Here is a 25,971-nt window from a genome sequence, read left to right on the forward strand (position 1 = left end):
TGCAGGGCCCAATGCCTGCGGCATATACCTCACTGGCTCTGGCACCCCAGCGCACCTCACTGACAGCGGAGTTCCCAAATGGCCGACATCGTCACCGCAGCAATGATCGTCATCGGCGACGAGATCCTGTCCGGCCGCACCAAGGACAAGAATATCGGCCACCTCGCCGACATGATGACCGCCGCCGGCATCGACCTCCGGGAAGTGCGCGTTGTAGCCGACGACGAGGACGAGATCGTCGCCGCGGTCAATGCGGTGCGCGCCCGCTACGACTACGTCTTCACCACGGGCGGCATCGGACCGACGCATGACGACATCACCGCCGACTCGATCTCCAAGGCATTCGGCGTGCCCTGCGAATACGAGCCGCGCGCCTATGCCATGCTGGAGGCCAACTACGCCTCGCGCGGCCTCGAATTCTCCGAAGCGCGCAAGCGCATGGCGCGCACCCCGCGCGGCGCCGAGCTGATCGAGAACCCGGTCTCGGTGGCGCCCGGCTTCCGCATCGGCAACGTCCACGTCATGGCCGGCGTGCCGTCGATTTTCCAGGCGATGCTCGACAATGTCATGCCCACCCTCAGGACCGGCGCCAAGCTGCTGTCGACGACGGTGCAGTGTCCCTATGGCGAAGGCACCATAGGCGGCCCGCTCGGCGAGATCCAGAAGGCGCATCCCGACACCATTATCGGCTCCTACCCGAAATATCTCGACGGCAGCTTCTGGACCGAACTCGTCGTGCGCTCCCGCTCCGAGCAAGCCATGGACGCCGCCCGTATCGCCATCGAGGCCATGCTCACCAACATCGCAGCTGCTGCCAAACACGCCACAAAGACTTGATCCCAAACACTTGATCCAGGTCACATGGGAACAAGTAGCCGCATGATAGTGTTTCTTTGCTGAGCAGATTTCTGCGCACAAAGGAGGGTTCCATGCCGTTCAAGACAATCGTTGCCATCATCCAGAGCGAACGCGACGTCAGCCGCGTTCTCGACGTGGCGATCCCGTTTGCCGACCGGCACGAAAGCCACCTGATCGGCGTCCACGCCGAGGCGCTGGCCATGCCCTACACGACGGCTGTCGGCTTTCCCGACACCGAATTCATCCAGGCCAATGCCGACCTGTGCAAGGAGCGCGCCGAAAAGGTGCAGAAGGCATTCCTGTCGCGCATCGAGACGTCGGGCGTGTCGTTCGAATGGCGCAGCTTCGAGAGCTTTTCCGGCGACAGCGCGCTGTCGGGGGTCGAAAGCGCACGTTGCGCCGACATCGTCATCGTCGCCCAGGCATCTCCGGATGCGAAGGACTCTGTTGCCGCCGATATAGACTCTTTGATCTACGAGGCCGGCCGGCCGGTGCTTGTCGTGCCGCATGCCGCGCCGCTGATCTCGACGTTCCGCCGCATTCTGATCGCCTGGAACGGCAGCCGCGAAGCCACCCGCGCTGCCTTTGACGCCCTGCCCTTCATCATCGAGGCCGACGCCACCGAAATCCTGGTCATCGATCCGGTCGAAACAGCAGCCCAGAGCATGGACGCGGCAGGTGCGGAGATCGCCTCCGCCTTTGCCCGCCATGGCGCCAAAGTGTCGGTCAGTGTTCAGGAATCGCGGGGCCACACGGTCGATGCCGTCATCCACAACAAGGTTGTCGAAACCGGCGCGGACCTCCTGGTGATGGGCGCCTACAGCCATTCCTGGATCCGCGAATTCCTGTTCGGCGGCGTCACCCGCAACGTCCTGCAGGCCGGCGACACGGCTATCCTGCTATCGCGGTAAGATAACCGCACAACTCCTGCCGCCCCGCCCTTGCCAAGGACGGGGCTTTCCGGCTAATTCCGCCTGCATTCCCATATTTCCGCGCCATATGGCGCGCCGAGCCGGAGTGCGCGTCAAATGTCCCTTCCCGAAAAAGCCTTTCCCGTATCCTGGGACCAGTTCCATCGCGACGCGCGTGCGCTCGCCTGGCGTCTCGCCGGCGTCAACCCGCAGTGGAAGGCGATCGTCTGCATCACCCGCGGCGGCCTGGTGCCCGCGGCCATCATCTCACGCGAACTCGGCATCCGCCTGATCGAGACGATCTGCATCGCCTCCTATCACGACTACACCTCGCAGGGTCAGCTGCAGGTGCTGAAGGAGATCACGCCCTCGCTGCTCGAAGGCGAAGGCGAGAACGTGCTGATCGTCGACGACCTGACCGACACCGGCAAGACCGCCGCGATCGTGCGCGCGATGATGCCCAAGGCGCATTTCGCCACCGTCTACGCCAAGCCCAAAGGCCGGCCGCTGGTCGACACCTTCGTGACCGAGGTGTCGCAGGACACCTGGATCTATTTCCCCTGGGATCTCGGCTTCACCTACCAGAAGCCGATCGCCGAAGACCACATGGGCTGAGCCGCGACGCCTGTCTCCGAAGTCTCGAGCGGCCCGGCCGTTAGAGCGCCGCGCGTCCTGTTCGGACGCGCAAAGGACGCTCTGACTATCCAAGGGTTCGCATCGTGTTTTCCGAAAATCGATTTCGATTTTCGGGCCGATGCGTGCCGGGCGCCTTCATTATCAATCTATTTACTTTTGTTACGGAGGATTAACCGTACAATTCGTTACGCGGCATATGAGTCTTCTGGCTGGGTGGGACTGCCGATGCTTATGAAGCCAAGCTACCACAATCACCTTCTTGAGCGGATTCGCCGCCTGTTCGGCGCGACGCCGTGCCGAATGCAGGTCGCCGCCCTGCCCTGGCACCGCACCGCAACCGGCATCGAGGTCATGCTCATCACCAGCCGCGACACCGGACGCTGGGTGCTGCCCAAGGGCTGGCCGGAACCGTCCGAACGGCTGTGCGAGACCGCAGCGCGCGAGGCGAGCGAAGAAGCCGGCCTCAGCGGATCGGTCGACACCCACGAAGCCGGCCGCTATTTCTATCTCAAGGAGCTTTCCAGCGGCGAGCAGGTCGCCTGCGAGGTGCTCGTCTATCCGCTCGAGGTGCGCAAGGTCGCCGAGAAGTGGAAGGAGCGGCGCCAGCGCACGCGCAAGTGGGTCTCGCCCAGTGAAGCCGCGCGCATGGTCAACGAACCCGATCTTTGCCGGCTGATCTCGTCCTTCGGTGCCGCGCACGGAAAATTCGCCGCCTGAAACGGGCTTGCGCCCGCGCAGTCTAGGGTTCGCGGCCCGCCCTGACCGCCCTTTCGCCGGCTTCGTTCACGCGGCCGGTTCTCCCCGTTATCCACACAAGTGACACACAAGATGTTGGGGTCACAAAAACTGCATAAACGACTTCTTGACGTTAACGGCCGAGTCGCTTTTTATGACTCAAGCGCGCTTGTTGAGCACGTGACCGGAAAGTTCTGAGGCCGGTCCTTTTCTCCAGATTTAGTGAGTTCCCGCTCGCATTTGCACCCCCACAGACGGGGTGGTTTCGCGCGCGGTTCCGGGGTGTCCAAGAGGTTTGCGGGTAAAAATTGGGGACTGGCGGAAATCTTCTGTTAACACTATATTTAGTGTTTGCAGGCAGTCTGAACGCTAGATAGTGTGAGTTGTCCCTCCATGAGGGAATCGCAATCAAAGTTTCAGTTCGACGGGCCCGGTACGGGCCGCAGGCTTGAGGAAAGCAGTCTCCGCAAGGAGATTCTCCAGCCAGGCGGCGGCTAGTCCGGGAAAAGGCAACCGGCTGTCCAGGCAGCCGGATCAACGGGCTTGCGTCTTTCGCATCAGCAACGGGAAATCTCCCGCGAAAGACGCTATATATAGACAAAAGGAAATCGACCGATGCGCATCGAGCGGCGTTTCACCAAGGATGGACAATCGGCCTATGCGGAGATCGAGTTCCGCAAGGCCCTATCCGAGATCAAGAACCCCGACGGTTCGGTGGTGTTCCGCCTCGACAACATCGACGTGCCGGCGCAGTTCAGCCAGGTCGCTGCCGACATCCTGGCGCAGAAATATTTCCGCAAGGCCGGGGTGCCCGCCCGCCTGAAGAAGGTCGAGGAGAACGACGTCCCCTCCTTCCTGTGGCGCTCGATCCCCGACGAAGCCGAACTGGAAAAGCTGCCCGAAAACGAACGCTATGGCTCCGAGACCGATGCCCGTCAGGTCTTTGACCGCCTCGCCGGCACCTGGACCTACTGGGGCTGGAAGGGTGGCTATTTCAAGTCCGAAGGCGACGCCCGCGCCTTCAAGGACGAACTGGCCTACATGCTCGCCACCCAACGCGTCGCGCCGAACTCGCCGCAGTGGTTCAACACCGGCCTGCACTGGGCCTATGGCATTGACGGTCCCGGCCAGGGCCACTTCTATGTCGACCCCTTCACCGGCAAGCTGACCAAGTCGAAGTCGTCCTACGAACATCCGCAGCCGCATGCCTGCTTCATCCAGGGCGTCCAGGACGACCTCGTCAACGAGGGCGGCATCATGGACCTGTGGGTGCGTGAGGCACGGCTGTTCAAATATGGCTCGGGCACCGGCTCCAACTTCTCGATGCTGCGCGGCGAAGGCGAAAAGCTGTCCGGTGGCGGCCGTTCGTCGGGCCTGATGAGCTTCCTCAAGATCGGCGATCGTGCCGCCGGCGCCATCAAGTCAGGCGGCACCACCCGCCGCGCCGCCAAGATGGTCGTCGTCGACGCCGACCACCCCGACATCGAGGCCTATATCGACTGGAAGGTGAAGGAAGAGCAGAAGGTCGCAGCACTCGTCACCGGCTCCAAGATCGTCAAGCAGCACCTCGCCAAGATCATGGCTGCCTGCGTCAACTGCGAAGGCCAGGATGACGATTGCTTCGATCCGGCGGTCAACACCGCGCTCAAGCGCGAGATCAAGGCTGCCAAGAAGAACGCGGTGCCGGAAAACTACATCTACCGCGTCATCCAGTTCGCCAAGCAGGGCTACACCTCGATCGAGTTCAAGACCTACGACACCGACTGGGATTCGGAAGCCTACCTCACCGTTTCGGGCCAGAACTCCAACAACTCGGTCTCGCTCAAGGACGACTTCCTGCGCGCCGTGGAAACCGATGGCGACTGGCACCTGACCGCCCGCAAGGACGGCAAGGTGATGAAGACGCTCAAGGCGCGCGACCTGTGGGAAAAGATCGGCTACGCCGCCTGGGCTTCGGCCGATCCGGGCCTGCACTTCAACACCACGATGAACGACTGGCACACCAGCCCGGCTGCCGGCCCGATCCGCGGCTCCAATCCGTGCTCGGAATACATGTTCCTCGACGATACCGCCTGCAACCTGGCGTCGATCAACCTTTTGCCCTACCGCAACGCCGACGGCAGCATCGACATCGCCGCCTACGAGCACACCGTGCGGCTGTGGACCATGGTGCTCGAAATCTCGGTCATGATGGCGCAGTTCCCGTCCAAGGAAATCGCCAAGCTGTCCTACGAGTACCGTACGCTTGGTCTGGGCTATGCCAATATCGGCGGCCTGCTGATGACCTCGGGCATTCCTTATGACAGCGACGAAGGCCGCGCCATCGGCGCAGCTCTGACCGCGATCATGACCGGCATTGCCTATGCCACCTCGGCCGAGATGGCCTCCGAGCTCGGCGCCTTTGCCGATTACGACCGCAACGCCGACAACATGCTGCGTGTCATGCGCAACCACCGCCGCGCCGCCTATGGCGACAAGGACGGCTACGAGAAGCTGTCGGTCAATCCGGTGCCGCTGGTGGCAAGCGACGTCAAGCAGCAGGAGCTGGTCAGCCACGCCCGCGCTGCCTGGGACCTCGCCATCGAGCTGGGCGAAAAGCACGGCTACCGCAACGCCCAGGCAACCGTGATCGCGCCGACCGGCACGATCGGCCTGGTCATGGATTGCGACACCACAGGCATCGAACCTGACTTCGCACTGGTCAAGTTCAAGAAGCTCGCCGGCGGCGGCTACTTCAAGATCATCAACCGTGCAGTACCCGAGGCGCTGCGCACGCTCGGCTACACCGAGGCCCAGATCGCCGAGATCGAGGCTTATGCAGTCGGCCACGGCAATCTCAACCAGGCACCTGGCATCAACCCCGGCTCGTTGAAGGCCAAGGGCTTCACCGACGAGAAGATCGAAGCGCTGAATGCGGCGCTGAAGAGCGCCTTCGACATCAAGTTCGTGTTCAACCAGTGGACGCTGGGTGCCGACTGGGTGAAGGAGACTTTTGGCTTCACCGACGCGCAGCTCAACGATTTCTCGTTCGAAATCCTGCCGGCCATCGGCTTCTCCAGGAAGGACATCGAAGCCGCCAACATCCATGTCTGCGGTGCGATGACCCTCGAGGGAGCGCCCTTCCTGAAAGAAGAGCACCTTGCCGTGTTCGACTGCGCCAATCCCTGCGGCAAGATCGGCAAGCGTTATCTCTCGGTCGACAGCCACATCCGCATGATGGCGGCAGCCCAGCCCTTCATCTCGGGCGCCATCTCCAAGACCATCAACATGCCCAACGAGGCGACGGTCGAGGACTGCAAGAGCGCCTACATGCTGTCATGGAAGCTGGCGCTGAAGGCCAACGCGCTCTACCGCGACGGCTCGAAGCTGTCGCAGCCGCTGAATGCCTCGCTGATCGCTGACGAGGACGAGGATGAAGACGAGGTCGTCGAGGCGCTGATCGCAGCACCTGCCGCCGCCAAGGCGGTACAGGTCACCGAAAAGATCGTCGAGCGCGTCATCGAGCGTCTCTACCGCGACCGCGAGAAGCTGCCGAACCGCCGCAAGGGCTACACCCAGAAGGCTGTCGTCGGCGGCCACAAGGTCTATCTGCGCACCGGCGAGTTCGACGACGGCCGCTTGGGCGAAATCTTCATCGACATGCACAAGGAAGGCGCTGCCTTCCGTGCGATGATGAACAACTTCGCCATCGCGATCTCGCTCGGCCTGCAGTACGGCGTGCCGCTCGACGAATATGTCGAAGCCTTCACCTTTACCAAGTTCGAGCCGGCCGGCATGGTCATCGGCAACGATGCCATCAAGAACGCCACCTCTATCCTCGACTACGTCTTCCGCGAGCTCGCCGTCAGCTACCTCGGCCGCCACGACCTCGCCCATGTCGACCAGTCGGACTTCGACAAGACCGCACTTGGCAAGGGCATCACCGAAGGCAAGGCCCTGCCCTTCTCCAAGGGCCTGACCCGCGGTGCCTCGCCGCTCAAGGTCGTCTCGGCCGGCGCCGGCAACGACCCCAAGGGTTCGGCCACCACCGCCCCGGCGCGCGCCACACCGGTGACCGCCTTCTCCGGTTCCAACGTGCTGTCGCTGTCGCCAAAGGCTGCGATCTCAGCTGAGGAATCGACCGCCTACAAGCGCGACTACGAGGAGCGCGCCAAGGAACTGGCCGAGGAAATCACCGTTGAGGAGACGGAGGAAACGGTGACGACGTCGCTGTTCACCGACGCCGCCGCCCAGGAAGCCTCCGACGCCAAGAAAGTCGCCGCCGACCGCCGCGCCAAGTCGATGCTGCAGGGCTACACCGGCAACTCCTGCTCCGAGTGCCAGAACTTCACCATGGTCCGCAACGGCACCTGCGAAAAGTGCGACACCTGCGGCGCGACATCAGGGTGCAGCTGAGGCTGGTCAGCAGTGGGCGGACACCCAAAGTTGTGTGCCTGAAAGCCAATGTTGTGTTCCTGGAGCGGCGAAACGGCCGCTCGATGAGAAGTAAGGGAAGCTGCGAAGAGTGCGCAGCTTGAGGATGCACGGAGAGCTGCCTCTTGGGCGGCCACCCAAAGTTGAAAATGCCCTGACGCGTCACCGTATCTTGCTCAGCGTCAAGATGGATGGCTCATCCGACACTCAAAGTTGGCTCGCCTAGATCGATAGGGAAAAAAGCCCGGACATATAGATATCCGGGCTTTCGCTTTCTGGCTCTCTGTCCCTGGTTAAGGGCGTGAAGGCAAAATCTCGCGGGCACTCGCGCCCCCACGGAACGGTACATGTGATTGCCTCTGTGCTCGGCATTCGCTCGCTTGGTCCAGCATGTCACATGCTGTCTGACGCATCTCCTCGCTTGTTTGTTCGCATGGATCCGCATTTCAACAAACCTGGATATCGAGCTTGTTCAGGGCTTGCATAAGCTGGAGCTTCGGCAGTTTGGTGAGATCTTTTGCGACCTCTTTCACCAGTGTGGAAAGCAGAACTCCGGGTAGGTTCTGACGCAGTGCCCCGAGCATGCGTGGCTCGGCGACGATCGCAAGATGATCGAATTCATGGTCGGCGTAGCGCCGTCCCAATTCTTCAATGAGCGTAATCGCGAACTGCACCTCTTGCTCTTGGACTGGGTCAGACGCGTACTCCATCGCGGAGCGCCGTCTTCCCTTGGACGCAAAGCTGCGTCCGGGTCTGTCCGACATAATCTCGCGCAGTGTTTTGTGATTCACCTCGAAAACCAGATCGTCCAACAAGGCTGCGTCCTCGTTGTCGCCCTCCATCCGGCGAATGATGCGAGCACGAGCGCCATCCGCTACCAAGATCCACATTTTCTTGCGTTTCATGGCGCATTCCTTTCGGAGTGGTTCTTGATGGTCGCAAGAGAATAAGTCGGTGCTCGCCACCTCGCTTTGACCGGGGTCAAGGCGCGCATGGAACAAAGTCCGTTTTCTGAAGGCGGGCGAAGCAACCGGGCGAGCGAACCTCCCTTCTGGCAGCGACATAAGACCTAGCAGGAGCAAATGCTGTGCGGCTGGCACGATGCATATACAGCCTTGTTGCTATCGGTGCGGTGGCAGGAGCTGCCGCCTGGTATTTCTGGCGCCCCCCAAGCGTGTCGGTTGCGACGATGTCGCGCGGAGACGCGGCCGAAATCGTCTATGCAAGCGGTACAGTCGAGCCACGGACCTGGGCGAAAGTGGCCCCGGTGGTTCGCGAACGTATCGTCGAACAATGCAACTGCGAAGGGTCCCGGGTCTCACAAGGCGACGTTCTGGCTCGTCTGGATGATAGCGAAGAGCGCGCGGCACTGGCCGAACTTGAGGCACGACGCTCGCTGGCCCAAGAGGATTTTCGGCGCTTGTCCGTACTTGCCGAACGGAACGCGGCCAGCCGACAAGCGCTCGATCGCTCCCAAAGCGAGCTTCTGCAAATTGAAGCCCTGGTCGCTGGGCGGAAAGCCCGGCTCGAGACTTATGTTCTGCGAGCGCCCAGTCCGGGGATCGTTCTCAGGCAAGATGGTGAGGTGGGCGAGGTCGCCGAGCTAGGTACGGTTTTATTTTGGGTCGGGGAGCCAAAACCACTGCTCGTGGTCGCAGATGTCAACGAAGAGGACATTCCCCGCGTCGAAATTGGTCAACGCGCCCTTCTTAGAGCCGATGCCTTTCTGAAGCAAAAACTCGAGGCTCAAGTCGACAGCATTACGCCAAAAGGCGATCCGGCGACGAAGACCTATCGCGTCCGCTTTCGGCTGCCCGATGAAACACCGCTGCGCATCGGGATGTCGACAGACATCAACATCGTCGTCCAAGTCTCGAAAAATGCCCTGCTCATTCCCTCTGCTGCGGTTGACCAGAACCATGTCTTCGTTGTCGAGGACGGCAGGTCGCGACGGCGCGATATTCGTATCGGCATCCGCGGCACGGGCAGCACCGAGGTTCTGGCTGGCCTCGACGAAAAGGCTCTCGTCGTCACTCCCTATCCTGCCGACCTCGCCGACGGTAGCCGTGTGATCATCTCAGGCCCAGAGGAGTAGATCATGCCCCTCATTCTCGACATTGCGGTCACGCATATCGCCGGACGCGGGCGACAGACAGTTGTGGCCATCCTGGGTGTTGCTGTTGGCGTGGGCTTCTCAATTGCCATGGCGGCATTGATGCAGGGTGGGCAGGACGATTTCGTCAGGCAGCTCATCAACACCATGCCTCACGTTGCCATCACCGACGAAATGCGCACAGCCCCCCGGCAGCCTGCGGAGGACGTTTTTGCCACTGCCGCCATTTCCGGGCTGAGGCCACGTGATGATCGGCGTGGGATCATCAATCCGACGGCTGCAGCAGCCTGGCTCGACACCTGGGTTCCCGGTCGCTTCTCAACGAGCCTGAAGACGCAAGGTGTTATCCGCTATTCCAATCGAGAAGCTGGCGCGGCGGTCATCGGGATCGATCCGATGCGAGAATCTGCTGTTTCGCCGATCATCGAGGAGTTCGTTGAAGGCAGCTTCGCAGCGCTCGCGGCGGGCGGCAACAACGTGGTGATCGGAGACACCATGGCTTCCCGGCTAGGTGCCAGCTTTGGAGACACGATAACGGCCGTTTCCTCAGACGGGCTTACCCGCGCGTTCAGAATTGTGGGCCTGTTCCATACCGGGACAACGATTCGTGACGAAGGCGAGGCCTACGTTCTGCTGAAGAATGCTCAAATCCTGTCAGCGCGCCCGAACGCCATCAACGAGATACGAATTAAGCTCGACAATCCGGACAGCGCACCTGCGGTGGCGCACCGGGCTGAGACTGAGCTTGGCTACAAGGCTGTTGCTTGGCAGGAAGCGAACGAATCCATCCTCGAGGCCCTCGTTGTCCGCAATGTCATCATGTACACGGTGGTAGGTGCGATCATGCTGGTCGCCGGATTCGGCATCTACAACATCATCTCCACCATCACGCATGAGAAGGCGCGTGACATCGCCATCATGAAGTCGCTCGGCTTCCCCGAAGCCGACATGCGTCGCATGTTCCTGATGGAAGGCTTGGCAATCGGCGCTGCCGGCTGCGCGTTCGGTTGGCTCCTCGGCCTTGCAATGACCTACGCTCTGTCGCAGGTTCGCTTCGAAATCGCCGCGACCGGTCAGGAAATGACCCGGCTGCCAATCACTTGGAGCATTCTGCACTATTTGAGCGCTTCAGCTTTTGCACTGGCCTCTGCAGCGGTCGCTGGATACTTGCCCGCCCGCCGTGCGGCCCGTCTCAATCCTGTCGACATAATCCGGGGCGCATCATGAGCCCGCTGATCGAGACCGAACGACTGACGCGTATTTTGCCGGAAACAGTTCCGGTAACGCTCGTCAAAGATGTCACGCTGAGCATTGGCGAAAAGGAATTCGTGGCCGTTACTGGACCGTCTGGGTCCGGCAAGTCTTCTCTGCTCTACTTGCTCGGGCTCCTTGACAGCCCCACCAGTGGCACACTGAAGATCGGTGGACGCGACACCGGACCCATGGACGAGAAGGAGCGCTCCCGTACACGGCTTTCGATGATGGGTTTCGTCTTCCAGTTCCATTTTCTCCTGCCAGAGTTCACCGCGCGAGAGAACGTGGAGATTCCAATGCGCAAGCTGCGCCGCCTCGAACGAAGCCAGATACGCGAGCGGGCCAGCGAGTTGCTCATATCCCTGGGGCTTGCCGAGCATCTCGACAAACGGCCTGACCAACTGTCGGGCGGCCAGCGACAACGGGTCGCCGTGGCGCGATCGCTCGCAAACGACCCGCCGATCATCCTTGCCGATGAACCGACGGGAAGCCTGGATAGCAAAAGCTCCGAGCAAGTTTTCGAGATACTCCAGCACCTCGTACGTGAACGCGGCAAGTCCATCGTGGCGGTTACGCACGACCTCGAAATGGCAGCCCGCATGGATCGCCGCATCCATCTTGTCGACGGCAAGATCGCTGAAGTGGTCCCAGGCTAGCTTGGCTTATAGTGGCGATGCGCCCGCCCCGGGACGATTGCCTCCAAGGACACGACAATGAAGAACAAGGCATTTCTCCATCGTTTTGGTTTTGCCATTCAGGGACTGCAAGACGGCTGGCGACGTGAGCGCAGTTTCCGCACTCAAGCGCTGATTGGCCTGATCGTTGTCCTAGGCGCTGCCCTGCTCGGCATTTCTGGTATCTGGCTGGCCGTCATTGGGCTGGCGATTGCCGTTGTGCTGGCCGCGGAACTGTTCAACTCGGCTCTTGAGGCCCTCGTCGATCATCTGCATCCGGAAGTACATCCGGAGATTCGCGTTGTTAAGGACATGGCGGCTGCCGGCGTGTTGCTCGTCTGCCTTGGCGCGCTGACGGTCGGTTTGCTGTTCTTGGCGGCACACAGCTAAGCCATCCAGGCGTGGCCAATAGCAGGCGGTCACACAGTCTCCCCTCGACCAATCGGAAGAGTGCACTCCAACTCGACATACAATTGACATGGCTCAACGCATGCTGAGTCACATTGACTACGCTCCCGAAGACATTTCCATCTTGGGAAGGAACGCGGAATGCAGAGCGCCAAGAAGTCACTCGCCGAAATCGACGACGCATTCGTCGATTCCGAAGAACTCCATCTGCTTCATCGGTATTGGCAGGCGGCGAACTATCTGTCGGTTGGGCAGATTTATCTGCTGGACAACCCTCTGCTGCGGGAACCGCTGAAGCCCGAGCACATCAAGCCACGCCTGCTTGGCCACTGGGGCACCACACCCGGACTCAACTTCATCTACGCACATCTGAACCGCCTCATCAGGAACCGCGACCTCGACATGATCTATGTCTGCGGGCCAGGCCATGGCGGACCGGGTATGGTGGCCAATACATATCTCGAGGGCAGCTATTCCGAGATTTACCCCGAGATCGGCCGCGACACCGACGGCATGCGCGCGCTCTTCCGGCAGTTTTCCTTCCCCGGCGGCATCCCCAGCCACGCCGCGCCTGAAACCCCCGGCTCCATCCACGAAGGCGGAGAGCTGGGCTATGCACTGGTTCATGCGTATGGGGCCGCCTTCGACAATCCCGATCTAGTCGTAGCCTGCGTGATAGGCGACGGCGAAGCTGAGACTGGCACGCTTGCAGCCTCATGGCACTCGAACAAGTTCTTGAGCCCTGTCCATGACGGCGCCGTCCTGCCGATCCTGCACCTCAATGGCTACAAGATCGCCAATCCGACGGTGCTTGCCCGCATCGACAAGTCCGAGCTGCATGACCTTCTGACAGGTTACGGGCACGAACCCATCTTCGTCGAGGGTGAGGACCCTGTCGAAATGCATGGCAAGATGGCCATGGCGCTCGACACTGCATGTGATCGCATCGAGGCGATCCAGACGGCAGCAAGGCGGGAGGGTCGCGCCGAACGCCCCCGCTGGCCGATGATCGTATTGCGCAGTCCCAAGGGCTGGACTGGTCCCAAAGAGATAGACGGCAAGAAGACCGAAGGGTTCTGGCGGTCTCATCAGGTCCCGATCACTGATCCACGCCAAAACGAGGAGCATCTTCACATCCTGGAACAATGGATGCGGAGCTATGACCCCGACAATCTGTTCGACGATCAGGGAAGGCTGCGCGCGGAGCTGGCGGCATTGGCTCCTGAGGGGATCAGAAGGATGGGAGCCAACCCTCACGCCAACGGCGGTGGCCTCAAGCGCGACCTTGTCATGCCCGACTTCAGGTCGTTTGCGATCGATGTGCCATCACCCGGTTCCGTCAACGGGGAGGCGACGCGGACAATGGGACGGATGCTCAGGGAAATCGTCGAGCTGAACGCCGAGGCTCGGAACTTCCGCATCATGGGACCCGACGAGACTGCTTCCAATCGGCTTGATCCAGTGTTCGCATCCACCGACCGGGTGTGGATGGCCGACATCGAGCCTTATGACGAGCACCTTGCCCGCGATGGGCGTGTCATGGAGGTTTTGAGCGAGAATCTCTGCCAGGGCTGGCTGGAAGGCTATCTACTGACAGGGCGGCATGGGCTGTTCTCTTGCTACGAAGCCTTCATTCACATTGTTGACTCGATGTTCAACCAGCATGCCAAATGGCTAAAGGTTTCACGAGAATTGCCTTGGCGGCAACCGATCGCTTCGCTCAACTATCTTCTGACCTCGCACGTCTGGCGGCAGGATCACAACGGCTTCAGCCATCAGGATCCGGGCTTCGTCGACCTCGTGGCCAACAAGAAGGCGGACATAGTCCGCATCTATTTGCCTCCCGATGCCAACACCCTGCTTTGGGCAACTGACCATTGCCTGCGCACTTTTAACCGGATCAATGTGATCGTGGCTGGAAAGCAGCCCCAGCAACAATGGCTGAACATGGCCGACGCGATCGCCCACTGCCAAGCTGGAGCAGGCATCTGGCATTGGGCCGGCTCCGAAGACGACAGCGGCCCCGATGTTGTGATGGCCTGCGCCGGCGATGTACCCACGCTAGAGACACTTGCCGCGGTGGGCCTGCTGCGGGAAGCCCTGCCAGACCTGAAGATTCGTGTCGTCAACGTCGTGGATCTCATGACGTTGCAGTCGGCTAGCCAGCATCCCCACGGCCTCACAGATGCAGCTTTTGACGCATTGTTCACTGCGGACCGACCGGTCGTCTTCGCCTATCACGGCTACCCTTATCTGATCCATCGGTTGACCTATCGCCGCAACAACCACGAGAACATCCACGTTCGCGGCTTCCAAGAAGAAGGTACCACCACTACGCCTTTCGACATGACCGTTCTCAACAAGATGGACCGCTATCATCTCGCCATCGAAGCTATCGACCGCGTCCGCAACCTTGGGCCCAAGGCTGCAGAAGCGCGGGCCTATTTCGAGAACTGTCTCTCACAACACTGGCATTACGTCCGAGATCATGGAGAAGACATGCCCGAGGTGCGCAACTGGTCATGGCGGGGCTGAGAAAGGAAGAACCACATGGCTCTCCTGGCGCTGAACGCAGGATCTTCCAGCTTGAAATTCGGGCTGTTCACGCAGTCGCCTGCTGGCCCGGAGCAGTTGTTACGCGGCGTGTTCGATGGCATTGGCGGATCTCCCCGTTTTTCGGCAAAGCACTCGTCGGGCCAAATTCTCGCCGACGGCCGACCTGTTGCCGCGAGATCAACGGCATCGTTGCTGGAGGGACTTATCGAGTTTCTCCAACCGTTCTTGGACGGCCGGCCGCTGGAGCTGGTCGGCCACCGCATAGTTCATGGCGGAAGCCGCTTTGTGACACCAATTCGCCTGTCGACGGACGTTATCGCCGCACTTGACGAACTCACCCCCATCGCCCCGTTGCACCAGCCCGCGAGCCTCGCGCCCGTCAGGGCGTTGGCTGAGCTACAGCCGGGCCTCGTGCAGATTGGCTGTTTCGACACGGCTTTTCATTCCTCGATGCGGCCGCCCGCCAGCCGATATGCGCTTCCCCGTCAGTTAGAAAGCGATGGCGTGCGTCGCTACGGCTTTCACGGCTTGTCCTATGAATATGTTTCCCACCATCTGGGCGAGATCTCACCTCGGCTTTTGCAGCAGAGGACTATTGTTGCCCATCTGGGCAGCGGCTGCAGTCTTTGCGCCATGGTCGACGGGAAGAGCCAGGACACGACCATGGGTTTCACCGCACTGGATGGGGTGATGATGGCCACACGCTGTGGTTCGATTGATCCCGGCATCCTGCTCTATCTGCAAAAAGCGCAAGGGCTGGGGGTCACCGAGGTCGAGGACCTGCTGTATCGTCGATCGGGCCTACTCGGCGTGTCGGGCATATCGGGCGACATGCGCGCCCTGCTTTCCAGCAGCGATCCACGGGCGACCGAGGCCATCGACTTGTTCGTGTTCAGCATTTCACGGGCCATTGCGGCTCTTGCCAGTTCGATCGAAGGCATCGAGCTTCTGGTTTTCACTGGAGGGGTCGGCGAACACGCAACAGAAATACGGCAGGCGATTTGCCGGCGACTCCAGTGGTTGGGGGTCAAACTCGATCCATCGCGCGACGGCGACGTGATCAGCCATCCCGACAGCAAGGTGGAGGTTCGTGTGATAGCCACGAACGAGGAACTGTCCATTGCCAGACAGATGTCCAAGTTTCAGTCCTGACAAGTCGGCACCCGGCGCGACCCAACTGATCCCACGCTGTTGACCCAAGTCAAAGCGTTGCCGTTGATGCGTTTCTAGGATTGAAGCGAACCGCTGCTGCGGCTCCGGGACATTCGGGCGGGGACAGCCAATGAAGTATCGCGAAGTGCAGGAACGCCTGCGTGCGGTGGGCGTAGCAATCAGCAAGCGAGGCGGCGTCATCCGGGTCAATTATTTCGGTGGCTTCGAAGGAAGCGCGAAATACACAACTGACCTGCAAGAGGCGCTGGCCCTCGGACTTGCGATGGCCAGGCCGGAACATCTGCCCAAGATTTGGCTGTCAGTTCGACCAACCGACTAGTCCCGCAGCCGAGCGTTCCAGACCGTCTCGCTCGATGCCTCACGATCGTTCGGTTGTCAGGGCTCGGCGCAACCGACGAATGACAGCAGACCGTTTGGGGGCCACCGGTAATCCGACAGGCTCCGGCCGGCGAGGATAACCTCGCCAAGAGCCTAATGCGACTGCAACGAAGCCGAGCCAATCCGCCTTTCATATAGAATCTTCAGGCCAAGCAAACCGGCAACTACGGCAAACACAAGGAACCACGTCAAATCGCCGAGGATGTCGGCAACAGCCAGAATGCTGCGACTGAAAAGTATTCCCAACCCAACAAATTGGAACACCCAGACAGCTTCGCCGAAGACACCCCAGACGGTAAAGCGTGACCAAGGATAGGCCATCATACCGGCAACAATGTTGACTCCCGGACCGAGCGGGCTAAGCAGCCACCTGGTAAGGAAGACACTGATTGCACCCCATCGGACAGTTGCTGTCCGCGCATGGCTAAGGGTGTCGGCCATGTGCAGCCTCTCGGCTAGCCTTTCGGCCAGCCCCTCGCTTCCCAGGCGGCCAATCAGGTAGCCCACCTGATCACCCAACACAGCGCCGGCAATCCCCCACGCGAAGATGGAGACCAAATCCAACTGGTCGCGCGCCACCAGCGAACCGGCCACGAGCAGGGCGAGCGACGAAGGAAGCGGTACGCCGAGGCTACCGAGAGCAAGGATGGCGAACAACGCAAAGGCACCATAGTCCGCGAGAAAAGCCATCGCCGCATCGCTCATGGGCCTAGCTGCCGCTCATTCTATCGGACAGACCGCCGTTCGATTGCTGCCGGCTCCTGCCTATGCTCGCTTCGATGGTGGATTTGAGCGCCTCAAACGAAACGCCCTTGGCCGATGCTATGTCGCCAAGGGTCCGCCTGTCCGAAACACCTGTCGGAAGATCAAGCGCACTGAAAAGCGCTTTCGGCTCCAGATTGTAGGAGTGGGCCACATAGCCCACTGTCATCCATGGTTCGATCGGCTCGTCGCGGTGCGATGACCAATAGACCGCATGGACGGTCAGGCGAATCGCGAAGAACCCACTGGCAACAAGTGCGGTGACGAACGCAGCCAGCAGGATCAGATTTGCCAGGCGGACCGGTATCTTGTTCGAGCGGATGCGCATTACCCTCCCCGACCTTGCATGTCTGTTGGAGTTCTTTCAGCGGGACTTGCCAGGGTCATTTGTTCATTTCTCATCTACGTCCTCAGCACCCTGTAGATCGCCGGGATGACGAGCACCGTGAGCAATGTCGACGAAGCAAGACCGAACAGCAGAGAGATGGCGAGCCCTTGGAAGATCGGATCCGACAGAATTACCGCCGCGCCAATCATGGCTGCGAGCGCGGTGAGTAGGATCGGTTTGAAACGAATTGAACCAGCTTCAATCAGTATCTCGGTCAGAGGCAGTTCGCCGGTGTTGGCATGACGGATAAAATCGACAAGCAAGATTGAGTTACGCACGATGATGCCGGCGAGCGCGATGAACCCGATCATAGAGGGCGCCGAGAACGGCGCGGAAAGCAGCCAATGGCCACCCAGTATGCCGATGAAGGTCAGCGGTATCGGTGTCAGGATCACAAGCGGCAGCTTGAAGGAGCCGAACTGCGCAACGACCAAAATGTATATGGCAAGCAGCGCGACCACAAATGCTGCGCCCATGTCGCGGAAGGTCACCCAGGTAACCTCCCATTCGCCATCCCAAAGGAGCGTCGAGGAACCCTCATCCTGCGGTTGGCCATGCAGCGAGACGACGGGCTTCGGAAGCCCCGTCCAGTCCTGCACATCGATGGCCTCCCGCACCGCAAGCATGCCGTAAAGGGGGGCTTCGAAAGTTCCAGCGAGTTCAGCCGTTACCATTTCGGCAGCGCGGCCATTGTGCCTGAATACCGGAAACGACGCACGTTCTTCGGCAACCCGCACAACGTCGCCGAGTTCGACAACGCCGCGATCACCCGGCAGTACGTTGGCTGGAAGGGGCGTCGCCAAGAACTGCTCGTCGACAACCCTATCGCCCTTCGGCCGCTCGACGCGGATGGGGATTGGTTGCCGGCCGCCTCCGCGATGGGAATAGCCGACCGTCGTGCCGCCGTTGAGGATCGCGATCGTGTCGAAGACGTCGCTCTCTTCGACATGGAAGAATTCGGCGTCGTCGGTTGAAATCCGCATGCGCAGCCGGCGCGCGGGCTGCCCATAGGAATTGTCGATGTCGACGATGAATGGAACCGACCGAAAGGCCATCTCGACCTTCTCCGCGACTTTTCGCCGGGTCTCGCCATCGGGTCCGTAGACTTCTGCCAGAAGCGTTGCCATGACGGGTGGCCCAGGCGGCGGCTCGACGACCTTTAGGCTGGTGCCCGACGGCATGGACACGGCCTTGATACGCTCTCGAATCTCGAGCGCGATCTGATGGCTGGAGCGGATGCGCTCCGCTTTGGGCAGAAGGTTTATGGCGACATCGCCCTGTTGCGGCTCCGTCCGATAGAAGGAATGGCGCACCAGGCCGTTGAAATTGAAAGGTGCCGCAGTCCCGGCATGCGTCTGGACCGACATCACCTCCTCCAAAGCCAGAACTATGCGCGCAACCTCCTGCGCAACGCCGTCTGTGGCTTCGACGGAGGAGCCCTCGGGCAGGTCGATCGTGACCGATAGCTCTGACTTGTTGTCGAAGGGAAGCAGCTTGACGGTCACATCCCTGGTGTAAAACAACGCAAGGGAACCGAGGGTAAGAATGCCGACTGCGAGCAGAAACGACCAGCTTGCGATTTTCGACGACAGGATCGGGCCTGCCACGGCGGCATAGGTGCGGCCGAACACGCCGCCATGCCCCTGGTGGTGACTGATCGGGGTTGCCCTACCGGCGATCCTGAGCATCAACCAAGGTGTTACCGTGACAGCGACGAAGAACGAAAAGATCATCGCTGCCGACGCATTTGCAGGAATCGGGCTCATATAGGGTCCCATCATCCCCGACACGAAAAGCATCGGCAGAAGCGCAGCGACGACGGTAAGTGTCGCAACGATGGTCGGATTGCCGACCTCGGCAACCGCCTCAATTGCAGCATCCTTGCGTTCGCGGCCGTCGCCCATGCCCCAGTGGCGCGCGATGTTTTCGATGACGACGATTGCGTCGTCGACGAGAATGCCGATCGAGAAGATGAGGGCAAAAAGCGATATGCGGTTGAGCGTATAGCCCATCCACCACGAAGCGAAGAGGGTAAGCAGAATCGTTACGGGAATAACTACAGCGACGACTACGGCTTCACGCCACCCGATGGCCAGCCAGACAAGAAGGATGATCGAGACCGTGGCGAGCCCGAGATGATAAAGCAGCTCGTTCGCCTTTTCGTTGGCGGTCTCGCCATAATTGCGTGTGACTTCGACCGACACCTCGCCCGAAATGAGGCTTCCTTTGAGCATTTCGACACGGTGCAGGATCGATTCGGCAACTGTCACCGCATTCGAACCCGCACGTTTGGCAATGGCCAGCGTGACCGAAGGAACGCGCGAAACTCCATTTTTCGATCGTAGGACCGTCGACACCAGAATTTCCCCCGTGTCGGTTGCGAAGGCAACGTCGGCCACGTCACGGACATAGACTGGACGGTTATCGCGCGTCGTCACCAACAGATTGCCGATCTGGTTTGGTGAACTCAGCGTCTCGCCGGCAATGACGGCGATCTGCTCGCCATCGTCCCTGGCCCCTCCAGCAGGAAAGGCCTTGTTGGCTCCGGAAACCTTCGCGGCAAGCTGCTGCAGCGTGACGCCGTAGAGGGCGAGCTTTTCGGGACGCGGCGCCACCCGTATGATCTCTGCCGTTTCGCCGACGAGATAAGTCAGGCCGACATCGTCGATCTTGGCAATCTCGGTGCGCAATTCGCGTGCGATGCGCGTCAAATCGTTCGCCGTTATGCGATCGGCCATGTGTGGGTTGGGCGAAAGCGTCAGCGTGACGATCGCAACATCGTCAATGCCGCGGCCGACGATGCGCGGTTCGGGGACGCCGAACGGAATGCGGTCCAAGTTCGCGCGGACCTTGTCATGGACACGCAACACCGCGGCGTCGGATGAAGTTCCGACGATGAAGCGTGCGGTTACCATCACTTGATCGTCGTCAGTTTGCGAATAGACGTGCTCCACGCCATCTATTCCTTTGACGATCATTTCCAACGGTTCGGTGATCAGCTTGACGGCATCATCGGCCTTCAGGCCGTCAGCGCGAACAAGGATATCAACCATTGGAACCGAAATCTGCGGCTCTTCCTCACGTGGCAATGTCAACAGAGCGACGAGTCCGAACGCGAAGGCAGCGACCAGGAACAGCGGCGTCAGTGGCGAGGCGATGAAAGCTCGCGTCAAGCCCCCGGCAATACCAAAACTCATCGGGAGCTTCATGGCGTGATCACGACATCGCCGACGGCGAGTCCAGTCAGGACCTCGACATAGTCCCCGTCAGAACCTGCGATCCGCTCGCCCAGTACAAGCGCCCGATCAATCTCGACGCCACTAACCATCACACGGACAAAATCGATGCCCGACCGGGCTTCAACGGATGCGACCGGTACGAGCAGTGCTGAGCGCTCGCCAACCGGAACCTCGACGAGCACACGGGCGCCGATAAAAGCCGTTTCCAGCTTTTCGACCTCGACGTCGGCGAGAACGCGGCCATTCTCGATCTGCGGGTAAATTTTTGCGAGACGGCCGGTCGAGTCCGCGCCGTTCGCATTAATACGGATCGAGGCCCCCTCTTTCAGCAGCGGAGCATGGCGTTCAGGCATCGCCAGGCGCAGGAAAACGCCGCCACCGCCTATCGTGGCCACCACTTCGCCGGCCATGATGACGGCGCCCCGCGTCACCGGCACGGTGAGCACGCGGCCAGCGCCGGGCGCGAATACTTCTCCCTCAGCGCCTTGCTGAACGATGACCGATCGTTGCGCCTCGCTCGCAGCCAGTTGGTTTTGTGTAACATCCGCATCGGTCCGAAGCTGGTCGAGACGCTGCGCGGTCATCACGCCCCTTTCGACCAGGGTCTGGCCGCGGGCCAACTCGGATCTTGCCGTGACAAGTTGCGCCTCAAGCGCGCGAATTTGCGCGTCGATCGCGGCGATCTGAAAAGCGATCTTGTCATCGCGAACGGTAGCGATCTTCTGCCCGGCCTTGATATTATCGCCCTCGCTCACATTGAGCTCGACGATTACTCCACCAATGCGGGCACGCGCAGGAATCGTGTCGCGTGCCTCGACCCGGCCATAGACCGCCTTCCACTCGATCACCGGGGTGGGAGCGAGCGTCACGGTTCCAGCCAATGCCGGGCCACACGCGAGCAGCCCGGCGAACAGCGGCAAGGATCGCATTTCGGCAAACCTTAAAAGGCGCGGCCCGGCTTGACGCCGAGCATCTTGAAGACGGCCGCTGCCGGGCAGAATCCAGTGAACGCGGATTGCACCAGATTCAGGCCAACAAAGACCGTGAGCCAAACGAACAAGGGCGAAACCCAAATCGTCAGCACCACCGAAAGCAGCACCATGATGCCGGCAAATGCGAGAACGGAACGGTCAAGCGTCATTGGTAATCTCCATCTGTCTGGAAAAGGCCTGCATAACTCTTGGATACGGAGCCGGAACGTGCCGCCGCATGTCCTGCTCGGCAAAGCATCGAGCACTTAGACATGCGGCGTAGCCGCGCCGTCATCGATCTTGATTTCCTTCAGCTTGTCGACGCCCATCACCTGCAAGGCGAGACGCTCGTAAAACGGCTCGGCCTTGCCTGTCCGGACCTTGTGCAGGAAATACCTCTCGAAGCCGACCTTCGCTGTGTGTACCCATTTGCCGGAGGACGACCAATTGACATTGCGCGGCGGGATTTGCGGCTGGGCGACGAAAGCAACGCCGGAATCGCCCAGGTCGGCCAAGCAAACCGCGTTCCATGTTGCTTGAGCATCCGGCTCGGCGCCCGTAACCAAGCGGCCAATGTTCCGGGCTGCAGCAGTCACCATGGATTCGATCATGAAGCCCGTTTTTGGAACGCCGGTCGGGACCGGCGTCTTTCCGAGAGGCGCGATGGCGACGCACACGCCGATTGCGAAAATATCCGGGTAGGAGGTGCTGCGCTGATGTTCGTCGACGACAATGAAGCCGCGAGCATTGGTTAGGCCTTCGATGCCAAATACGGCCGCAACACCGCGAAACGCCGGAAGCATCATTGAAAAGACTTGCGGAAGTTCGTGCGCCTTCTTCAAGGACCCGTCGTCGGCGATTTCCGAGACGAACATCTTACCCGGCTCGACGCGGTCAACCTTGGCATTGCAGATCCACTTGATGTGATGCTGACGCAACTCGCTTTCGAGAAGTCCCTTGGTGTCGCCGACACCGTCCAGGCCAAGGTGACCAACATACGGCTCCGAGGTGACGAAAGTCATCGGCACCCGATCGCGAACCTTGGCCTTGCGCAGCGCCTTTTCGAGGATGAATGCAAATTCGTAGGCGGGACCGAAGCACGAAGCGCCCTGCACAGCGCCGATGACCACTGGGCCTGGATTGTCGACCAACGCATCGAACGCCTTCTTTGTCTTGAGGGCATGGTCGATGTGACAGATTGACTGCGAGTTGTGGTCAGGTCCGAGCCCGTCGATCTCATCGAAAGCCAGTTCGGGACCCGTAGCAATCACCAGATAGTCGTAGGCAACAGAAGATCCGTCGTTGAGTTCGATGCGACGCTCTGCCGGTTTCAGCCGCTTGGCGCCTTGTGGATGCAGCGCGATGTCGTGGCGTGCAAACACCGGCGCAAGGTCGACTTCGATCGATTCCCTATCGCGCCAACCGACCGCAACCCAAGGGTTGGAAGGCACGAACGAATAGCGGTCTCCATTGGAAACAACCGAAACCTTGTGTTCTTTCCCAAGACCTTTGCGAAGCTCATAGGCCATGATCGTGCCGCCAAGCCCGGCACCGAGAACGACAACATGCGCCATGCATTCCTCCCGCTGTGATGCCCTCGCGCACGCTACAAACCGTTGTTTCAGCGCCGCCGAACGCTTGTGATATACGGCCTCCTCACCAGTTCGGCCTTGATCTTTGTCAAGCGACCGACTGATACCGCCACAAGTGCCCCTGCCAGCAGTGAACGCCGTCTTGCCAGTCGACGCATCCTGGGAAACGCAATGAGTGAGCGTGTCTTACGGACACGGGACCGCACCTATTTCGACGCACACAAGCGCAGCAAAGACATCCCGGTTGATGGGCTGAGCACTGGAAGATCGGGGCTGACAGGACGGATCAACCGCTCGTCGGCGTTGGTCTTGCGACTGGCGGGTCCACGCTCGACGCCGGGAATTCCACGATGAAACAGGCCCCACCCTCCGGCACCCTTTCATAGCGTACGGACCCTCGGTGGTGAGTGGCGATCTGGCGGACCAAGGATAGTCCAAGGCCCCAACCGCCCTTGCTCTCGCTTCGTCCCGTCGGACGGTAGAACGGTTCGAAGACCCGTGTGCCCTCGCCGTCCGGAATGCCCTCGCCGTGGTCTTTGACGCACAGGCGCACGATTGCCCCATCGGTCTCGACCTCGGCGATCACCGGCGGAGCCCCATGGCACAACGCATTCTGCATCAAATTTCGAACCAGGCGTCTCAACAACCGCACATCGCCCGAGATCATGGCGGTCGAGCCGGAGACCGCAACGTCGTTGCGCGCACCTTCTTCGGCTGCAAGTGCAAGCATGTCGACGGCTTCCACATGGTCCAGTTTTTGGACATGGTCGAGCCGGCTGGCCAACAGGATTTCCTCGACCAGGCTGTCGAGTTCCGAGAGGCTTTGCACGATCTCTCGCTTCGTTGCCTGATCGGCCGAACGCTCGTAGAGATCTATGGCCATGCGAAGCCTTGCCAACGGCGAACGCAGTTCATGGCTGGCATTGGCGAGCAGGGACCGGTGCGCGTCGACCAGACGTTCGATGCGATCGGCCGCAATGTTGAAACTCCGTGCGACTGCTGCGACTTCATCGCTGCCACTCGCCGCAACCCGGGTTCCAAGCTCGCCTGCCCCCCAAATTTCCACGCCGCGGCGCAGACGCTCCAACCGCCGCGTCAGATGACGAACCACAGGATAGGCTGCAAGGCCGATGACACCGGCGATGACTGCCAGATAGCCAAGGGGATTTCGTCCACCCGGCCCCAGGGGCATGCGGGCCTGTATGACCCGTCCATCCGCCAGTCGAATTGCAAACGGCCGTTTGCCATCGTGCGACTGACGCGAGCCGGGCGCATCGAATTTGAACGGTTCTCCAGCACTGGCAATCAATTGTTCATGCGGGTTGTATAGCGCCAAGTCGGCTGCGAAGGCGTCCGCAAGCCGTTCAAGCGTGATCTTGAGCATAGCCGGATCGTCGGTCACCGGTAACATTGTGGCGATGAATTTGTCACGCCGGCCGCCCCATCCCCGGTCCAGCTCGTCCTGCCCCAGCCGGACAAAGAACGCACTCGTGAATGCGACTACGGCCAAACTGGCCAGCAGCGTGAGGTAGACCTTGAGGAAGAGGCTGTTGCGCACCACAGTTTCGCCCCGACTTATTTCTGATCGTCCTGAAAGCGAGCGAAAACATAGCCGGCGCCGCGCACGGTTACGATGCGACGCGGGTGTTTGGGACTATCCTCGATTGCCGCCCTGATCCGAGAAATATGCACATCGATCGACCGATCGAACGCTTCGAGTTCCTCGCCTTTGACAAGGTCCATCAGTTGCTCGCGCGACAGCACACGTCCGGCATTCTCCGCCAATGCAACGAGAAGGTCGAATTGATAGCTGGTCATCGGACAATCGCGGCCATCGATACGGACTGAACGAGAACCGGGATCTATCTCGAGCCGCCCGGACCGAAGGATGCGTGATGCGGTCAGATCGCCGCCACGGCGCCGCCGCAGTATAGCCTTGAGACGCGCCAGCAGTTCGCGCGGATTAAACGGCTTTGGCAAGTAGTCGTCTGCGCCCAACTCCAGCCCGATAATCCGGTCCGTCTCATCCCCTTTCGCCGTGAGCATAAGAATGGCCACGTCAGATACGGCGCGCATGCGGCGGCAGGCCTCGAAGCCGTCCAGGTCGGGCAGCATGACGTCGAGAATTACCGCGTCTGGCGAACGCCGTTGCACATCAGCGAGGCCGGCATGCCCGGTTGCCGCAGTGTGGACGATGTAGCCATTTCCCGAGAGATAGTCCGCGATCATGGCGGACAGGCGTGTGTCGTCATCGATGATCAGCACCTGTTCCGCCATGGCCGGGACTCTCCGGATTTCAACCTTGCAGTTGAAATCCTACCACCGGCCGTGGCCTCCGCGCGCGTTGAAACGCTCCAGAATCTTTGCCCTTTGTTCTGGCGTCAGGATTTCTGCCGCATCGACAAGAGTGGCCGTCATTTTCCGCGAGGCGGCATCGATCGCGGCAACGCGCTCACTGCGCAACTTTTCGATTGCAGACCGGTCGATAGTCGGCGCGCCCAGAATGTCGGCTGCGGCGTTGCGCGTGTCCCTGAAGTCGTCGAGCATCGGAGCGATCTCATCTCGGGCAGAACCGAAGAGCTCCTTCAGCTTCTTCGACTGTTCCGGTGTGGCATCGATATCTTCCATCATATGCTCCATCCGGCGCTCCGAGAAGCCACCGCGGCCCATAGAAGCATCCATCATCTGGTGTCCCTTGCCAAAATGCAGCATTCCGTGCCCATCTCCGAACTCGCCACTGTTGGCCACAGCAAGTCCAATGCCAGCGACTGCTGCGGCAGCAAGGCCGCCGATAACGATGCGCCGTCCCCAGCTACGCGACCCAGTTGCGGTGTTCGGAGCCAATGGGGCCTGCATATCCTGCTTGTCGTTGTCCATGATCGCTTCCTTGGTTAGGCGGCACTTGCTGCC

The 25,971-nt window shown here is 60.5% G+C and carries 22 protein-coding genes; 12 read left to right on the forward strand and 10 right to left on the reverse strand.

Going from position 1 to position 25,971, the window contains the following annotated elements; translation table 11 throughout:
- Nucleotides 1-78 precede the first annotated feature (78 nt).
- The 5 genes from Amn_RS16175 (at nucleotide 79) to Amn_RS16195 (ending at nucleotide 7,535) form a co-directional block, all read left to right on the forward strand.
- On the forward strand, nucleotides 79-837 hold the full coding sequence (locus tag Amn_RS16175; RefSeq protein WP_263006861.1) for a competence/damage-inducible protein A: 759 nt from the start codon (nucleotides 79-81) through the stop codon (nucleotides 835-837).
- 92 nt (nucleotides 838-929) lie between these two features.
- Nucleotides 930-1,769 (forward strand): universal stress protein, encoded by an 840-nt coding sequence (locus Amn_RS16180; protein WP_067961480.1) that lies wholly within the window; start codon nucleotides 930-932, stop codon nucleotides 1,767-1,769.
- 117 nt (nucleotides 1,770-1,886) lie between these two features.
- The gene (gene gpt, locus Amn_RS16185) at nucleotides 1,887-2,384 is read left to right on the forward strand and encodes a xanthine phosphoribosyltransferase (RefSeq protein ID WP_055970685.1); all 498 of its coding nucleotides are present in this window, start codon (nucleotides 1,887-1,889) and stop codon (nucleotides 2,382-2,384) included.
- A 246-nt stretch (nucleotides 2,385-2,630) separates the two neighbouring features.
- A complete protein-coding gene (locus Amn_RS16190) occupies nucleotides 2,631-3,122 on the forward strand; it encodes an NUDIX hydrolase (protein WP_286290432.1) in 492 nt (163 codons plus the stop codon).
- A 633-nt stretch (nucleotides 3,123-3,755) separates the two neighbouring features.
- Nucleotides 3,756-7,535 carry a vitamin B12-dependent ribonucleotide reductase gene (locus Amn_RS16195; protein WP_286290436.1) on the forward strand — a complete coding sequence of 1,260 codons (3,780 nt, stop codon included), beginning with the start codon at nucleotides 3,756-3,758 and terminating at the stop codon, nucleotides 7,533-7,535.
- A gap of 464 nt (nucleotides 7,536-7,999) precedes the next feature.
- Here the strand turns inward: Amn_RS16195 and Amn_RS16200 are convergent, their stop codons facing one another.
- Nucleotides 8,000-8,458 (reverse strand): host attachment protein, encoded by a 459-nt coding sequence (locus Amn_RS16200; protein WP_286290438.1) that lies wholly within the window; start codon nucleotides 8,456-8,458, stop codon nucleotides 8,000-8,002.
- A 182-nt stretch (nucleotides 8,459-8,640) separates the two neighbouring features.
- On the opposite strand from Amn_RS16200, the gene Amn_RS16205 reads away from it, so the two are divergent.
- The 7 genes from Amn_RS16205 to Amn_RS16235 all read left to right on the forward strand — a co-directional run bounded on the left by Amn_RS16205 (nucleotide 8,641) and on the right by Amn_RS16235 (nucleotide 16,050).
- Nucleotides 8,641-9,648, forward strand: a complete 1,008-nt coding sequence (locus tag Amn_RS16205; RefSeq protein WP_286290441.1) for an efflux RND transporter periplasmic adaptor subunit — start codon at nucleotides 8,641-8,643, stop codon at nucleotides 9,646-9,648.
- Nucleotides 9,649-9,651: 3 nt separating this feature from the next.
- Nucleotides 9,652-10,893: an ABC transporter permease gene (locus tag Amn_RS16210; RefSeq protein ID WP_286290442.1), complete on the forward strand. Its 1,242-nt coding sequence runs from the start codon at nucleotides 9,652-9,654 to the stop codon at nucleotides 10,891-10,893.
- The gene (locus tag Amn_RS16215; RefSeq protein WP_067961471.1) at nucleotides 10,890-11,576 is read left to right on the forward strand and encodes an ABC transporter ATP-binding protein; all 687 of its coding nucleotides are present in this window, start codon (nucleotides 10,890-10,892) and stop codon (nucleotides 11,574-11,576) included. Before Amn_RS16210 ends, Amn_RS16215 begins: the two co-directional genes overlap by 4 nt.
- A gap of 57 nt (nucleotides 11,577-11,633) precedes the next feature.
- Nucleotides 11,634-11,984 (forward strand): diacylglycerol kinase, encoded by a 351-nt coding sequence (locus Amn_RS16220; protein WP_067961469.1) that lies wholly within the window; start codon nucleotides 11,634-11,636, stop codon nucleotides 11,982-11,984.
- A 159-nt stretch (nucleotides 11,985-12,143) separates the two neighbouring features.
- Nucleotides 12,144-14,537, forward strand: a complete 2,394-nt coding sequence (locus tag Amn_RS16225; protein WP_067961468.1) for a phosphoketolase family protein — start codon at nucleotides 12,144-12,146, stop codon at nucleotides 14,535-14,537.
- Between the two features lie 15 nt (nucleotides 14,538-14,552).
- Nucleotides 14,553-15,710, forward strand: a complete 1,158-nt coding sequence (locus Amn_RS16230) for an acetate/propionate family kinase (protein WP_067961466.1) — start codon at nucleotides 14,553-14,555, stop codon at nucleotides 15,708-15,710.
- A 130-nt stretch (nucleotides 15,711-15,840) separates the two neighbouring features.
- Complete coding sequence (locus Amn_RS16235) at nucleotides 15,841-16,050, forward strand: hypothetical protein (protein WP_067961463.1); 210 nt, start codon at nucleotides 15,841-15,843, stop codon at nucleotides 16,048-16,050.
- Nucleotides 16,051-16,202: 152 nt separating this feature from the next.
- On the opposite strand, the gene Amn_RS16240 is transcribed toward Amn_RS16235, so the two are convergent.
- The 9 genes from Amn_RS16240 to Amn_RS16280 all read right to left on the reverse strand — a co-directional run bounded on the left by Amn_RS16240 (nucleotide 16,203) and on the right by Amn_RS16280 (nucleotide 25,938).
- Complete coding sequence (locus tag Amn_RS16240; RefSeq protein WP_067961461.1) at nucleotides 16,203-16,814, reverse strand: DedA family protein; 612 nt, start codon at nucleotides 16,812-16,814, stop codon at nucleotides 16,203-16,205.
- A 4-nt stretch (nucleotides 16,815-16,818) separates the two neighbouring features.
- Nucleotides 16,819-17,199 (reverse strand): hypothetical protein, encoded by a 381-nt coding sequence (locus Amn_RS16245; RefSeq protein ID WP_067961459.1) that lies wholly within the window; start codon nucleotides 17,197-17,199, stop codon nucleotides 16,819-16,821.
- A 74-nt stretch (nucleotides 17,200-17,273) separates the two neighbouring features.
- Nucleotides 17,274-20,456 carry an efflux RND transporter permease subunit gene (locus Amn_RS16250; RefSeq protein WP_210283742.1) on the reverse strand — a complete coding sequence of 1,061 codons (3,183 nt, stop codon included), beginning with the start codon at nucleotides 20,454-20,456 and terminating at the stop codon, nucleotides 17,274-17,276.
- 8 nt (nucleotides 20,457-20,464) lie between these two features.
- Nucleotides 20,465-21,427, reverse strand: a complete 963-nt coding sequence (locus tag Amn_RS16255; protein ID WP_182573977.1) for an efflux RND transporter periplasmic adaptor subunit — start codon at nucleotides 21,425-21,427, stop codon at nucleotides 20,465-20,467.
- 11 nt (nucleotides 21,428-21,438) lie between these two features.
- The gene (locus tag Amn_RS16260) at nucleotides 21,439-21,639 is read right to left on the reverse strand and encodes a YgaP family membrane protein (protein WP_067961455.1); all 201 of its coding nucleotides are present in this window, start codon (nucleotides 21,637-21,639) and stop codon (nucleotides 21,439-21,441) included.
- A gap of 96 nt (nucleotides 21,640-21,735) precedes the next feature.
- Nucleotides 21,736-23,043, reverse strand: coding sequence for an NAD(P)/FAD-dependent oxidoreductase (locus tag Amn_RS16265; protein ID WP_067961453.1), 1,308 nt, complete (start codon nucleotides 23,041-23,043; stop codon nucleotides 21,736-21,738).
- A 304-nt stretch (nucleotides 23,044-23,347) separates the two neighbouring features.
- A complete protein-coding gene (locus Amn_RS16270; protein ID WP_067966446.1) occupies nucleotides 23,348-24,619 on the reverse strand; it encodes a sensor histidine kinase in 1,272 nt (423 codons plus the stop codon).
- Between the two features lie 17 nt (nucleotides 24,620-24,636).
- Entirely contained in the window at nucleotides 24,637-25,338 is a 702-nt protein-coding gene (locus tag Amn_RS16275) for a response regulator (RefSeq protein ID WP_067961451.1), read from the reverse strand.
- 39 nt (nucleotides 25,339-25,377) lie between these two features.
- A complete protein-coding gene (locus Amn_RS16280; protein WP_067961449.1) occupies nucleotides 25,378-25,938 on the reverse strand; it encodes a Spy/CpxP family protein refolding chaperone in 561 nt (186 codons plus the stop codon).
- Nucleotides 25,939-25,971 lie beyond the last annotated feature (33 nt).

The organism is Aminobacter sp. Y103A (assembly GCF_030294925.1).
GTDB lineage: Bacteria > Pseudomonadota > Alphaproteobacteria > Rhizobiales > Rhizobiaceae > Aminobacter > Aminobacter ciceronei.

Coding starts and splice junctions, on each gene's coding strand:
- Amn_RS16175 (WP_263006861.1), top strand. CDS start 79: ATGGCCGACATCGTCACCGCAGCAATGATCGTCATCGGCGACGAGATC.
- Amn_RS16180 (WP_067961480.1), top strand. CDS start 930: ATGCCGTTCAAGACAATCGTTGCCATCATCCAGAGCGAACGCGACGTC.
- gpt (WP_055970685.1), top strand. CDS start 1,887: ATGTCCCTTCCCGAAAAAGCCTTTCCCGTATCCTGGGACCAGTTCCAT.
- Amn_RS16190 (WP_286290432.1), top strand. CDS start 2,631: ATGCTTATGAAGCCAAGCTACCACAATCACCTTCTTGAGCGGATTCGC.
- Amn_RS16195 (WP_286290436.1), top strand. CDS start 3,756: ATGCGCATCGAGCGGCGTTTCACCAAGGATGGACAATCGGCCTATGCG.
- Amn_RS16200 (WP_286290438.1), bottom strand. CDS start 8,458: ATGAAACGCAAGAAAATGTGGATCTTGGTAGCGGATGGCGCTCGTGCT.
- Amn_RS16210 (WP_286290442.1), top strand. CDS start 9,652: ATGCCCCTCATTCTCGACATTGCGGTCACGCATATCGCCGGACGCGGG.
- Amn_RS16215 (WP_067961471.1), top strand. CDS start 10,890: ATGAGCCCGCTGATCGAGACCGAACGACTGACGCGTATTTTGCCGGAA.
- Amn_RS16220 (WP_067961469.1), top strand. CDS start 11,634: ATGAAGAACAAGGCATTTCTCCATCGTTTTGGTTTTGCCATTCAGGGA.
- Amn_RS16225 (WP_067961468.1), top strand. CDS start 12,144: ATGCAGAGCGCCAAGAAGTCACTCGCCGAAATCGACGACGCATTCGTC.
- Amn_RS16230 (WP_067961466.1), top strand. CDS start 14,553: ATGGCTCTCCTGGCGCTGAACGCAGGATCTTCCAGCTTGAAATTCGGG.
- Amn_RS16235 (WP_067961463.1), top strand. CDS start 15,841: ATGAAGTATCGCGAAGTGCAGGAACGCCTGCGTGCGGTGGGCGTAGCA.
- Amn_RS16240 (WP_067961461.1), bottom strand. CDS start 16,814: ATGAGCGATGCGGCGATGGCTTTTCTCGCGGACTATGGTGCCTTTGCG.
- Amn_RS16245 (WP_067961459.1), bottom strand. CDS start 17,199: ATGCGCATCCGCTCGAACAAGATACCGGTCCGCCTGGCAAATCTGATC.
- Amn_RS16250 (WP_210283742.1), bottom strand. CDS start 20,456: ATGAGTTTTGGTATTGCCGGGGGCTTGACGCGAGCTTTCATCGCCTCG.
- Amn_RS16255 (WP_182573977.1), bottom strand. CDS start 21,427: ATGCGATCCTTGCCGCTGTTCGCCGGGCTGCTCGCGTGTGGCCCGGCA.
- Amn_RS16260 (WP_067961455.1), bottom strand. CDS start 21,639: ATGACGCTTGACCGTTCCGTTCTCGCATTTGCCGGCATCATGGTGCTG.
- Amn_RS16265 (WP_067961453.1), bottom strand. CDS start 23,043: ATGGCGCATGTTGTCGTTCTCGGTGCCGGGCTTGGCGGCACGATCATG.
- Amn_RS16275 (WP_067961451.1), bottom strand. CDS start 25,338: ATGGCGGAACAGGTGCTGATCATCGATGACGACACACGCCTGTCCGCC.
- Amn_RS16280 (WP_067961449.1), bottom strand. CDS start 25,938: ATGGACAACGACAAGCAGGATATGCAGGCCCCATTGGCTCCGAACACC.